This window comes from Kitasatospora sp. NPDC093806, from assembly GCF_040683335.1.
Taxonomy (GTDB): Bacteria; Actinomycetota; Actinomycetes; order Streptomycetales; family Streptomycetaceae; genus Kitasatospora.
Map to the genome: position 1 here is coordinate 1 of NZ_JBFBDO010000162.1, position 12,138 is coordinate 12,138.

Genomic DNA, 12,138 nt, shown 5'->3' on the forward strand with positions numbered 1-12,138 from the left:
GCCGCGCGGGCGGCGGCCGGTGCGGCCGCGAGCGCGACCCGGGCCAGCAGTGGGTCCTCGCGCACCCCCGCCGCCCGCTTCGCCGTCTGGCAGCGCGTGCACCAGATCGACGAGGCCGGCCCGTCGGGGTACACCATCGCCTCCGGCGGCAGGTAATGGCTGCCGCACTCGACGCATTCGAAGACCAGCCTCATCCGACGACCACCGTCCCGGCTCCGTGGCACCGACCGCATGGCGACCAGAAGACGTGGATCTTCGGCACCATGCTCCCTTCCTCGTCCAGTTCGACCGTGGCCTCGGTCTTCTGGGTCCCCCCGGACCCGCTGCATGCGGAGCAGGACTGAACCTCGGGCATATGCACCCCTCCTCAGCGGGGACCACGGTAGCGCGAAATCCGCGGAGTCAGCACCGATCCTGACGAACCGTCGAAGAAGCGGGGCGCGCACGAGCACCACGCGCGCCCCGCTTCGGTCCATTGGGAGTCAGTCGCAGCACGTCGCTGCCGCGTCGCGCCGCAGATCCCCGTGGATCCGATGGATTGTCCTCACAATGGGCCCCCGGCCGGACCTCGACGTCCAGGCACACCGGAGACCAGGGCGGAGCACATGACGCTACTCAGTTCACCGACACACCGGCGCGGCAGGAGAGGAAGGAGGGGGCGAGCGCTGTTGCGGCTGAAGGCGGGAGCGGCGGCCGCGGCGGGCCTGCTGCTGTTCGGGTTCGCGACGCCGGCGCAGGCCGTCGAGAGCACCGTCTCGTTCAACAACAAGCGCACCGGCTGGGACTCGAACGAGCCGGACCTGTCGCCCGCCCAGGTGTCCGCCGCGGGCTTCGGGCGCCGCTGGTCCACCCCGGTGAACGGGGCGGTGCTGGCCCAGCCGCTGGTCACCGGCACGAACGTGGTCGTCGCGACCGAGAACAACTACGTCTACGGCATCGACCACGTCACCGGGAAGACCAACTGGACCCGCCAGGTCGGCCGGGCCTGGCCCACCTCGTCCGTCCACTGCAACGACCCGGCCTCGTACACCGGGATCACCTCCACTCCGGTGTACGACCCGTCGTCCAACACCGTCTACCTCACCAGCAAGGTCGACGACGGGCCGGACGTCCAGCACCCGCACTGGTACCTCCACGCGCTGAGCGCCTCCACGGGCGCCGAGCGCGCGGGCTGGCCGGTGACCATCCAGGGCACGCCGACCAACAGCCCCGGCCACCCGTTCAACGCCTTCACCGCCGCGCAGCGCCCCGGCCTGTTGCTGATGAACGGCGCGGTGTACGCCGCCTTCGCCTCCTACTGCGACAGCGGCCCGTACGTCGGTCAGGTGGTCGGCGTGAACATCGGCACCCGCAAGCTCACCCTGTGGTCCGCCGAGGCCGGCTCGGACACCCAGGAGGCCGGCATCTGGCACAGCGGCGGCGGGCTGGTCTCGGACGGCTCCGGCCGGATCTTCCTCACCACCGGCAACGGCGCCGGCACGGGCGCCTCGCCGAGTCCCGGCCCCGGCAACCGGCCGCCCGGCCACCTCGGCGAGTCGGTGGTCCGGCTCGGCGTGAACAGCGACGGCAGCCTCAGCGCCAGGGACTTCTTCAGTCCGACCGACAACCGGACCTTGGACACCAACGACACCGACCTCGGTTCGGGCGGCCCGGTCGCCCTGCCGAACGGCTTCGGCAGTGCCGAGCACCCGCACCTGCTGGTCGAGGTGGGCAAGGACGGCCGGGTTTTCCTGCTGGACCGGGACAACCTGGGCGGCATGGGCCAGGGCCCGAACGGCACGGACAATCCGGTGAGCATGGCCGGGCCCTTCGAGGGCGTCTGGGGCCATCCCGCCGTTTTCGGCGGTGGCGGCGGCTACGTCTACACGGTGGCCACCGACACCGGCAACGGCCGCTCCCCGATGCGCGCGCTGAAGTTCGGGCTGAACGGCGCCGGCGTCCCGACCCTGACCAGTGCGGGCACCAGCAACGAGGGCTTCGGCTACGGCTCCGGATCCCCGGTGGTCACCTCCAACGGCACCAACCCCAACTCCGCGCTGGTCTGGGCGGTCTGGTCCGGCTCCGGGGCCGGTGGCGTCGGCGGCGAGCTCCGCGTCTACGACGCGGTGCCCGTCAACGGCACCCTGCACCTGCGCCGGTCCTTCCCGATCGGCACGGCGGCCAAGTTCGTCGTCCCCGCGGTTGACGGCGGCCGGGTCTACATCGGGACCAGGGACGGCCACCTGGTGGCCTTCGGCAGCCAGTAGGAGCTCCAGGAGGCCGCCGGCCGTGCCGGGGCGGGCCCGACCGGTCGGCGGTCGGGCCCGCCCGCGTCCTGCGCCCCGGCACGGGCCGGCCGAGCGGGCACGAGTTAGCCGAGCGGGCACGGGCTAGCCGAGCGAACCGCGCAGGAACTCGCGGTTCATCGCGGCGATGCTCGGCAGCGGGATGCCCTTGGGGCAGGCGGTGGCGCACTCGCCGGTGTTGGTGCAGCCGCCGAAGCCCTCGGCGTCCATCGCGGCCACCATGTTCCGCACCCGGGACTTGCGCTCCGGCGCGCCCTGCGGCAGCACGTTGAGGTGGACCACCTTGGCGGAGGTGAACAGCATCGCCGAGCCGTTCGGGCAGGCGGCGACGCAGGCCCCGCAGCCGATGCACTCGGCGTGCTCGAACGCGGTGTCGGCGGCCTCCTTGGGGACGGGCGTGGCGTGCGCGTCGGGCGCGCTGCCGGTGGGGGCGGTGATGTAGCCGCCGGAGCCGATGATCCGGTCGAACGCGGAGCGGTCCACCACCAGGTCCTTGACCACCGGGAAGGCCGCCGCCCGCCAGGGCTCGACGTCGATGGTGTCGCCGTCCCGGAAGTGCCGCATGTGCAGCTGGCAGGTGGTGGTCCGCTCGGGGCCGTGCGCCTGGCCGTTGATGACCATGCCGCAGGCGCCGCAGATGCCCTCGCGGCAGTCGTGGTCGAAGGCGACGGGCGTGTCGCCGCGGGTGATCAGCTCCTCGTTGAGGGTGTCGAGCATCTCCAGGAAGGACATGTCCGGGCTGATCCCGCCGACCCGGTAGGTGGTCATCGAGCCGGGCGTGTCGGGGCCCGCCTGGCGCCAGATCCGAAGGGTGAGGTTCACGCGTAGCTCCGCTGGGTGGGGTGGACGTGCTCGAATTCGAGGTGCTCGCGGTGCAGGACGGGCGCCGTTCCGGTGCCGGTGAACTCCCAGGCGGCGGCGTAGGAGTAGGTCTCGTCCCGGCGGGCGGCCTCGCCGTCGGGCGTCTGGCTCTCGGTGCGGAAGTGGCCGCCGCAGGACTCGGCGCGGTGCAGCGCGTCCAGGCACATCAGTTCGGCCAGTTCGAAGTAGTCGACCAGCCGGTTGGCCTTCTCCAGCGACTGGTTGAGCTCCTGCCCGGTGCCGGGCACCTTGATCCGGCGCCAGAACTCCTCGCGCAGCTCCGGGATCCGGGCCAGCGCGCGGCGCAGCCCGGCCTCGTCGCGGGCCATCCCGCACTCGTCCCAGAGCAGTTCGCCGAGCTCGCGGTGGAAGGAGTCGGGGGTGCGGTCGCCGTCCACCGCGAGGATGAGGTTCAGCCGGTCGGTGACCTCGGCCTCGACCTCGGCGATCTCGGCGTGGTCGGCCGGGACGGCGGGCAGCCGCTCGCGGGCCAGGTAGTCGTTGAGCACCGGTGGCAGCACGAAGTAGCCGTCGGCCAGGCCCTGCATCAGCGCGCTGGCGCCGAGCCGGTTGGCGCCGTGGTCGGAGAAGTTGGCCTCGCCGATCGCGAACAGCCCGGGCAGGGTGGTCTGCAGGTCGTAGTCGACCCAGAGCCCGCCCATCGTGTAGTGGATCGCGGGGTAGATCCGCATCGGCACCCGGTACGGGTCCTCGGCGGTGATCCGTTCGTACATCTCGAACAGGTTGCCGTACCTGGCCTCGACGGCGTCCCGGCCGAGCCGGCGGATGGCGTCGGCGAAGTCCAGGTAGACGCCCTGCCCGCCGGGGCCGACGCCGCGGCCCTCGTCGCAGACGTTCTTGGCGGCCCGGGAGGCGATGTCGCGCGGCACCAGGTTGCCGAACGACGGGTAGATCCGCTCCAGGTAGTAGTCCCGCTCGTGCTCCGGGATCTCGGCCGGCGGCCGGGTGTCGCCCTCGGCCTTGGGCACCCAGATCCGGCCGTCGTTGCGCAGCGACTCGCTCATCAGGGTGAGCTTGGACTGGTGGTCGCCGGAGCGCGGGATGCAGGTCGGGTGGATCTGGGTGAAGCACGGGTTGGCGAAGTAGGCGCCGCGCCGGTGCGCCCGCCAGACGGCCGTGGCGTTGGAGTTCTTGGCGTTGGTGGAGAGGTAGAAGACGTTGCCGTAGCCGCCGCTGGCCAGCACCACGGCGTCCGCGGTGTACGTCGAGACCTCGCCGGTGACCAGGTCGCGGGCGACGATCCCGCGGGCCCGGCCGTCGATCACCAGCAGGTCGAGCATCTCGGTGCGGGCGTGCAACTCGACGTTCCCGGCGGCGATCTGCCGGGACAGCGCCTGGTAGGCCCCGAGCAGCAGCTGCTGGCCGGTCTGGCCGCGGGCGTAGAAGGTCCGGGAGACCTGCACCCCGCCGAACGAGCGGGTGTCCAGCAGCCCGCCGTACTCGCGGGCGAACGGCACGCCCTGGGCCACGCACTGGTCGATGATCTCCACCGAGACCTGGGCCAGCCGGTGCACGTTGGACTCGCGGGCGCGGAAGTCGCCGCCCTTGACGGTGTCGTAGAACAGCCGGCGGACCGAGTCGCCGTCGTTGCGGTAGTTCTTGGCCGCGTTGATGCCGCCCTGGGCGGCGATCGAGTGGGCCCGCCTGGGGGAGTCCTGGAAGCAGAACTGGACCACGTGGTAGCCCTGTTCGGCGAGGGTGGCGCCGGCCGCGCCGCCGGCCAGGCCGGTGCCGACCACGATCACGGTGTGCTTGCGCCGGTTGGCGGGGTTGACCAGCTTGGCCTCGAACCGCCGCTGGTCCCAGCGCTGTTCGATCGGCCCGCCGGGGGCCCGGGTGTCGGCGACGGGCTCGCCGACGGTGTACGAGGCGTAGGTGCTCACTTCACCACTCCGGTCATCACGGCCACGGGGACGGACAGGAAGCCCACGGTCAGCACCAGCGCCAGGCCGTCGGCGGTGAGCTTCAGCGCGCGGTCGCGGCGGGCGTTGTTGGCGCCCAGGGTCTGCGCGGCGCTCCAGAAGCCGTGCCGGATGTGCAGGCCGACGGCGAGCATCGCGACGATGTAGATCGCGCAGCCGTACCAGGTGCCGAAGGAGGCCACGATGTTCTGGTACGGGCGGCCGTGCTCGGCGTTGGGGTTCACGGTCAGCGTGGTCAGGTCGAGGATGTGCCAGACGATGAACAGCGCCAGGATCACCCCGCCCCAGCGCATCGTCCGGGTCGCGTAGCTCGCCCGGCGCCGCTGGTGGGCGTACTTGCTCGGCCGGGCGGCGAGGTCGCGCCGGCTCAGCTGGTACGCGGCCACGCCGTGCAGCAGGACGGCGGCGAGCAGGCCCACCCGGGCGATCCAGAGGAACCACTCGTGGCCCAGGAACGGTTGCCCGAGGGTGCGCAGCCAGGCCGCGTAGCCGTTGATGTCGTCCGGGCCGAAGAAGACCTTGAGGTTGCCGAGCATGTGGGCGACCAGGTACAGCAGCATGACCAGTCCGCTGACGGCCATGACCGCCTTCTTGCCGACGGTCGACCGCCACAGGGTCGCCAGGGTGGACGGCTGCCGGGCCGTCCGGGTCGCGGTTGTCATGGCAACCACGGTAGGGACGGCGGCGACGGTGCGTCCAAGACATGATGCGGCTGGTGACGATAGCCGGGACCTATCGCGGCGGACCGGCGGCGCGGCCTATCCTGGCCGGGTGCAGCTCCAGCAACTCCGCTACTTCCTGGCCGTCGCCGAGACCCGGCACTTCACCCGCGCGGCCGAGGCGGCGCACGTCGCCCAGCCCTCCCTCTCGCAGCAGATCCGTTCGCTGGAGCGGGAGTTGGGTGCCGAGCTGTTCCACCGCACGCGCGGCAACATCGCCCTCACCGACGCCGGGGACGCCCTGCTGCCGCTCGCCCGGCGGATCATCGCCGACACCGAGAGCGCCCGGCTGGCCGTCCAGGAGACCGTTCAGCTGCGCCGCGGCCGGGTCCGGCTGGGCGCGCCGCCGAGTCTGTGCACCAGCCTGGTGCCGGACGTGCTGCGGGTCTTCCGGGACCGCTATCCGGGGGTGGCGCTGGTGGTCCGCGAGGGCGGCTCGCGCGATCTGGTGCGCTCGCTGGCGGCGGGCGAGCTGGACCTCGCGCTGGTCATCACCCCGCCGAGCGGGGAGGCCGTACCGGCCCTGGCGGTCACCGAACTGCTGCACGAGGAACTGGTGTTGGTCGCCGCTTCGGCCGAGGGGCGGGCCCGTCGCAAGGTCCGGGTGACCGAGCTGCGCGGGCGGCCGCTGGTGATGTTCCGGGAGGGCTACGACCTGCGGGAGGCGACCCTGGCGGCCTGCCGGGCGGCCGGGTTCGAGCCGGAGTTCGCGGTGGAGGGCGGCGAGATGGACGCGGTGCTGGGCTTCGTCCGGGCCGGGCTCGGGCCGGCGGTGCTGCCCGGCATGGTGGCGGCCCGCTCCGGGCTCACCGTGACCCCGTTCGCCGGGCCGGGCCTGGGGCGCACCATCGCCGTCGCGCACGGCCACGAGGTGCCGCCGACCCGGGCGGCGGAGGCCCTGCACGCGACCCTGCTGGCGCATCTGCGCGACGCCGCCCGGGACGGCGAACTCCCGCCCGGCACGCGGCTGTTGCTCTAGAAAGCCGGCGGGGGTCCGGGGTGGCGGGCACCCCGGACCCCCACCGTCGGGGCGCGGTCAGGCGGGCAGCACGGCCTCGATCGCCGCGATGACCTCGTCCGCCTCCGGCTCGGTGCGCGGACGGATCCGGGCCACCACGGTGCCGTCCGGCGAGACCAGGAACTTCTCGAAGTTCCAGCTGATGTCCCCGGCCTGGCCCTCGGCGTCGGCGGTACGGGTCAGCGCGGCGTACAGCGGGTGCCGGTCGTCGCCGTTCACGTCGGTCTTCTCGAACAGCGGGAAGGTCACGCCGTAGGTGGTGGAGCAGAAGGTCTGGATCTCCTCGGCGCTGCCCGGCTCCTGCCCGGCGAACTGGTTCGAGGGGAAGCCCAGCACGGTGAACCCGCGCTCGGCGTAGCGCTCCTGGAGCCGCTCCAGGCCCGCGTACTGCGGGGTCAGGCCGCACTTGGAGGCGACGTTGACGATCAGCAGCGCCTTGCCCTTGTAGTCGGCCAGCGAGGCGGCCTCGCCGGACAGCGTGCGCAGCGGGATGTCGTACAGGCTCACGGGTGGTCCCCTTCGGAGGAGGAGTCGGTGACAACGGTCGGTGCTCAGCGGGAACGGTAGCCGTTCCCATGTGCTCAACCACCATCGGCGAGCCGGTGTTCCAAGGGGCGGTGGGGGCGGCGGTGGCCAGTCGGAAATATCCGATGATCATGTGGTTTGATGTCCGCTGCTGATCTTCAGGTGAAGTACGAAACGGGGGCAACACCATGGACGGATCGAAGCGGTACGGGCGGAATCTCGCACTGGCGGGGACGATCGCCGCGCTCGCGCTGGGCACGGCCGCCTGCGGATCCGACGGCGGCGGCGCGGGGTCGGCGTTCCAGGCCAAGGTGGTCCTGTCGGAGCCGGACCAGGTTCGCAGCGCGTTGGTGAGCGAGACGAATCTCCCCTCGGGCTGGAAGCGCTCCTCCGGAGCGAAGCCGCCGATGGCCATCCCGCAGTCCGAGGCGTCGAACAACTGCCGGAAGAAGCTGAAGGCCGACTGCCTCGGTCTCCAGCTGGGCGGCACCGTCCGGTACAAGTCGGAGACGAAGACCTCCAACGACGCCCGGATCACCCTGCTGACCTTCGACAAGGCGGAGAACGCCGGGCCCGTCTTCGAGGCGATGGTGTCCTCGTTCACGGAGGACGAGAAGGAGGCGCGCCAGGTCGGCCTCAAGGTGGCCGCCGAGCAGTCGCAGGCCTTCGAGAAGGAGGAGGATGCGAGCGAGGGGACGGACAAGGTCCTGAGCACGACCCTGATGATGCGGGTCGGTGCCGTGGTGGCCCTGATCGAGGTCGACGAGGACGAGCGCGACCACAAGTTCCTGAAGCAGTTCGCCGACCTCCAGGCCGAGCGGGTCAAGCGCGTCCAGCGCGGCCAGCAGGCCGACGGCTGACCCTCCCCGGGCGGTTCCTCAGTCGGTTCCTCGGCGGGAGCCGAACGGCGGCCACGACCCGGGATCGACATGGTCGTTCTCGGGTACGTGGGCGTGGGCGTACCAGCCGCCCTCGGTCTCCCAGACGCTCTCGCTGCGATGCGGGGTGAAGTCGGTCGGGCGGCCCATCGGCCAGGTGTCCGGTACGCCCCAGGACCGGATCCACGCGTGGAGCTTGTCCCAGCCCTTGCAGGGCGTGTCGGTCAGCTTGGCGAACACCTTCCCGTCGAGGCGGCAGAAGGGGAAGAAGAGCGCCTCGACCTGGATCACCACCTTGCCGGCGCGGTTGGTGCGGGTGCCGCCGTCAAGGTCCTTGACGGCCTTGCTCCGGGAGTCGGCGGGGAAGAACTGGGCGAACGCCCCGGTGAAGGGGTCCCACAGGATGTGCGGTGCCTTCTCCCTGCCGTCCGCGGTGAAGAAGCTCTTGAGGTTGGCGAACGGCACCAGATCGATGGGGTGCGCGGCGGTGGCCTTGTCCGTGTCCGCGGTGATGTGCGCGATCGCCTTCGCCGGAAACCCCGGGTCGTACGGGGCGTGGTCGCCGAGATCCGCTCTGATGGCGCCTGGCATCCATGTGTCGGCCATGGCCGGACTCCTCTCCACTTCCGGGCTCCGGGCGACGGCGGGCTCGCGCCCCGCCGAAGCCTCGGCGGGTGGGGGCTGAAGGAGAGATCAATTCGACCGTATGCCACGGCCGGGGGCGGGGCAACCGGAGTGGGGGAGCCGTCGGCCGGCGGCCGGATCGGCTCCTAGAGCCGTTCGGCGATCGAGCTGAAGTCGGCGCCCAGCCACCGCTCGGGCCGCATCCGGACGGCTATGTCGGCCACCAGCTGCTCGGCGGTAGCGGCCAGGTAGGACAGGGCGGTGGCGGGCGGCAGGTAGCGGTGGGCCAGCGCGGCGCGCTCGGCCGGATCGATCCGGTCCTCGATCGCGACCACCGGGCCCGCCACGCTCACGTACCGGCAGGGCGGCTGCTCCTGCTGCACGCAGAGCGTGAAGCGGCCGGCCGCCCGGATCCGCCCGGCCTTGACGGAGTCCCGCCCGGTCAGCACGGTGACCAGGCCGCCGGGGCGGTAGGCGTACCAGATCGGGACGGCCAGCGGCGCCGCGGCGGGCCCGGAGCCGTCCACGGCGAGGACGCCGACGTGCACGCCGGCCAGGAAGCGCTCGCGCTCGGTGCTGCTCATCGTGAAGGGCACGGTGTCGGCCTCCCGGTGGGAAGGCCCGCGCGCCGCGGTGGCGCGCGGGCGTTCCCTGGTACGTACCCGCACGGTCGCCGGGGCGAACGCGGGGCCGCGGGCGGGGTCAGGTCGCCAGCGGCCGGATCGCGGTCGGCGCGTGCTCCGGGAGCGTGGCGAGCTCCTCCCACTCCACGACGCCGTCGATGTCGGCGGCGGCCATCGAGATGTTCGTGACCCGCTCCAGGATCACCTCGACCACGACCGGCACCCGGAACCCGGCGGCCAGCTTCTTGGCCTCCTCGAAGGCCGGCAGCAGCCCGGCCGGCTCGGTGACCCGGATCGCCTTGCAGCCCAGCCCCTCGGCCACCCGGACGTGGTCGACCCCGTACCCGCCCAGCTCGGGCGCGTTGACGTTCTCGAACTCCAGGTTGACCTGGAAGTCGATGCCGAAGCTCCGCTGCGCCTGCCGGATCAGCCCCAGGTAGGAGTTGTTCACCAGGACGTGGACGTACGGGATCCGGTGCTGGGCGCCGACCGCCAGCTCCTCGATCATGAACTGGAAGTCGTAGTCCCCGGAGAGCGCCACCACCTGGGCCTGCGGGTCGGCGGTGGCGACGCCGAGCGCGGCCGGGACGGTCCAGCCGAGCGGCCCGGCCTGCCCGCAGTTGATCCAGTGCCGGGGCCGGTGGACGTGCAGCAGCTGGGCGCCGGCGATCTGCGACAGGCCGATCGTGGTGACGTACCGGGTCTCCGGGCCGAACGCGCGGTTCATCTCCTGGTAGACGCGCTGCGGCTTGATCGGCACGTGCTCGAAGTGGGTGCGGCGCTGGAGCCGGGCCCGGCGCTCCTGGGCGGACGCGGCCCAGTCGCTCCGGTCCCGGAGGGTGCCGGCCGCCCGGAGCTCCCGGGCCACCTCGACGAACAGCTCCAGCGCGGCCCCGGCGTCGGAGGCGATGCCGAGGGCGGGGGCGAAGATCCGGCCGATCTGGGTCGGCTCGATGTCCACGTGGACGAAGGTGCGGCCCCGGGTGTAGACCTCCAGGCCGCCGGTGTGCCGGTTGGCCCAGCGGTTGCCGATGCCGAGCACGAAGTCGGAGGCGAGGAAGGTCTCGTTGCCGTAGCGGTGCGAGGTCTGCAGGCCGACCAGGCCGGCGTTGAGCGGGTGGTCGTCCGGGACGGTGCCCCAGCCCATCAGGGTCGGCACCACCGGGACGCCGGTCAGTTCGGCGAACTCCCGCAGCAGGTCGGCGGCGTCCGCGTTGATCACCCCGCCGCCGGCCACGATCAGCGGCCGCTCGGACCGCTGGAGCAGCGCGACGGCCTTCTCGATCTGGGTGCGGTTGGCGACCGGCCGGTAGACCGGCAGCGGCTGGTAGGCCTCGGGGTCGAAGTCGATCTCGGTGAGCTGGACGTCGATCGGCAGGTCGACGAGGACCGGCCCGGGGCGGCCCGAGCGCATCAGGTGGAAGGCCTGCTGGAGCACGCCGGGGACCTGCGCGGCCTCCAGCACGGTGGTGGCGGCCTTGGTGACCGGCCGGGCGATCGCGGCGATGTCGACGGCCTGGAAGTCCTCCTTGTGGAGCCGGGCGACCGGGGCCTGTCCGGTGATGCACAGGATCGGGATCGAGTCGGCGCCGGCCGAGTAGAGGCCGGTGATCATGTCGGTGCCCGCCGGGCCGGAGGTGCCGACGCAGACCCCGATGTTCCCGGGCGCGGCCCGGGTGTAGCCCTCGGCCATGTGGGAGGCGCCCTCGACGTGCCGGGCGAGCGTGTGCCGGATCCCGCCGGAGGCCGCCAGGGCGGCGTAGAACGGGTTGATCGCCGCGCCCGGCACGCCGAACACGTCCTTGACGCCTTCGAGTTCGAGGATCGCCACGGCCGCGCGGGCGGCTGTCATTCGGGGCATGAGGTCTCTCCTGTCGGCCCGCAGTGGGTCGGAGGGCTCATCTCCAGATTTCCACCATACGGAAGAACGGTTTCTGTAGGCGGAATCAAAGTAGGATGGGCGCCGTCGGGGCGTCAAGGGGGTTCGGCGGGACCCGGAACGCGCCCCCGGGGCGGGTGTCGGTCATCCGCTCGACGGGCGAACGTGCGTACCCGCCCGGAGGCCGGATTTCGGGGGTGAAAGCGGTCCCGGTGTGCCGCGCCGGTGAAGGGTTGGTGTCCGAGGTTGGCTCGCGCGGCGGTGCTGGGTACCGTCGGTGGCACGCCGGACCCGTCATGGTTGCCATGTTCAACTCGGGTCGCGGCAAGGGGGTTTGGGACCGTCCGGGGAGCGGGGGAGCTCCGGCCGTCGGGTCCTGTTCACCGTACGCGCAGGACCGGGCCGCACCGCGCGCCCGGGCCGGCCCCAGCCGACCGAGGGAAACCGCCGCCCCCGTGACCGCGCCCGACCGACCCGTCACCCGCTTCCCGGTCGCACCGCCAGCGACAGCAGCAACGCACCCGCCGTGCCGGGTGCGCGGAAGGAACCTCCCTATGCCTCGACGCTGTGACCTGCCCGCACGTCCCGCCGCCCGGTGTTCCACCGCCCTCCGCCCGCTCGTCCACCGCTCCCTCGCCCGCCGCTCCCTCGCCCGCCCGCTGAGCCGGTGCCTCGGGTGCCCCCTCGCCGGGCGCCTCCGGACGGCGGCGACCCGGTGACCGGCCTGCCCCGGCGGCGCAAGAGCCCGCCCACCGGCCCCCGCCGCGACGCCCCGCCCGGCCG

At 72.5% G+C, this 12,138-nt stretch carries 11 protein-coding genes; 3 read left to right on the plus strand and 8 right to left on the minus strand.

Annotation, left to right across the window (positions count from 1 at the left end; genetic code table 11):
* On the minus strand, positions 1-194 hold a 194-nt coding region (locus AB0N76_RS37420; protein ID WP_363565198.1), incomplete at its 3' end, for a hypothetical protein.
* A gap of 474 nt (positions 195-668) precedes the next feature.
* Here AB0N76_RS37420 and AB0N76_RS37425 point away from each other — a divergent pair.
* Positions 669-2,246 carry a PQQ-binding-like beta-propeller repeat protein gene (locus AB0N76_RS37425; protein ID WP_363565200.1) on the plus strand — a complete coding sequence of 526 codons (1,578 nt, stop codon included), beginning with the start codon at positions 669-671 and terminating at the stop codon, positions 2,244-2,246.
* A 123-nt stretch (positions 2,247-2,369) separates the two neighbouring features.
* On the opposite strand, the gene AB0N76_RS37430 is transcribed toward AB0N76_RS37425, so the two are convergent.
* The 3 genes from AB0N76_RS37430 to AB0N76_RS37440 are packed head-to-tail and all read right to left on the minus strand — an operon-like array spanning position 2,370 to position 5,751.
* Positions 2,370-3,107 (minus strand): succinate dehydrogenase/fumarate reductase iron-sulfur subunit, encoded by a 738-nt coding sequence (locus AB0N76_RS37430; RefSeq protein ID WP_363565202.1) that lies wholly within the window; start codon positions 3,105-3,107, stop codon positions 2,370-2,372.
* The gene (locus tag AB0N76_RS37435) at positions 3,104-5,050 is read right to left on the minus strand and encodes a fumarate reductase/succinate dehydrogenase flavoprotein subunit (protein ID WP_363565204.1); all 1,947 of its coding nucleotides are present in this window, start codon (positions 5,048-5,050) and stop codon (positions 3,104-3,106) included. The genes AB0N76_RS37430 and AB0N76_RS37435 overlap by 4 nt, the downstream gene beginning before the upstream one ends.
* Positions 5,047-5,751 carry a succinate dehydrogenase cytochrome b subunit gene (locus AB0N76_RS37440; RefSeq protein WP_363565206.1) on the minus strand — a complete coding sequence of 235 codons (705 nt, stop codon included), beginning with the start codon at positions 5,749-5,751 and terminating at the stop codon, positions 5,047-5,049. Before AB0N76_RS37440 ends, AB0N76_RS37435 begins: the two co-directional genes overlap by 4 nt.
* A gap of 109 nt (positions 5,752-5,860) precedes the next feature.
* Here AB0N76_RS37440 and AB0N76_RS37445 point away from each other — a divergent pair, with 109 nt between their 5' ends.
* Positions 5,861-6,787, plus strand: a complete 927-nt coding sequence (locus AB0N76_RS37445; protein ID WP_363565208.1) for a LysR substrate-binding domain-containing protein — start codon at positions 5,861-5,863, stop codon at positions 6,785-6,787.
* 57 nt (positions 6,788-6,844) lie between these two features.
* On the opposite strand, the gene AB0N76_RS37450 is transcribed toward AB0N76_RS37445, so the two are convergent.
* On the minus strand, positions 6,845-7,333 hold the full coding sequence (locus AB0N76_RS37450; protein ID WP_363565210.1) for a glutathione peroxidase: 489 nt from the start codon (positions 7,331-7,333) through the stop codon (positions 6,845-6,847).
* Positions 7,334-7,539: 206 nt separating this feature from the next.
* Here AB0N76_RS37450 and AB0N76_RS37455 point away from each other — a divergent pair, with 206 nt between their 5' ends.
* A complete protein-coding gene (locus AB0N76_RS37455; RefSeq protein ID WP_363565212.1) occupies positions 7,540-8,211 on the plus strand; it encodes a hypothetical protein in 672 nt (223 codons plus the stop codon).
* An 18-nt stretch (positions 8,212-8,229) separates the two neighbouring features.
* Here the strand turns inward: AB0N76_RS37455 and AB0N76_RS37460 are convergent, their stop codons facing one another.
* The 3 genes from AB0N76_RS37460 to gcl all read right to left on the minus strand — a co-directional run bounded on the left by AB0N76_RS37460 (position 8,230) and on the right by gcl (position 11,337).
* Positions 8,230-8,835, minus strand: a complete 606-nt coding sequence (locus AB0N76_RS37460; protein ID WP_363565214.1) for a peptidoglycan-binding protein — start codon at positions 8,833-8,835, stop codon at positions 8,230-8,232.
* A 164-nt stretch (positions 8,836-8,999) separates the two neighbouring features.
* Positions 9,000-9,437: a pyridoxamine 5'-phosphate oxidase family protein gene (locus AB0N76_RS37465; protein WP_363565216.1), complete on the minus strand. Its 438-nt coding sequence runs from the start codon at positions 9,435-9,437 to the stop codon at positions 9,000-9,002.
* Positions 9,438-9,555: 118 nt separating this feature from the next.
* Complete coding sequence (gene gcl, locus AB0N76_RS37470) at positions 9,556-11,337, minus strand: glyoxylate carboligase (RefSeq protein ID WP_363565218.1); 1,782 nt, start codon at positions 11,335-11,337, stop codon at positions 9,556-9,558.
* Positions 11,338-12,138 lie beyond the last annotated feature (801 nt).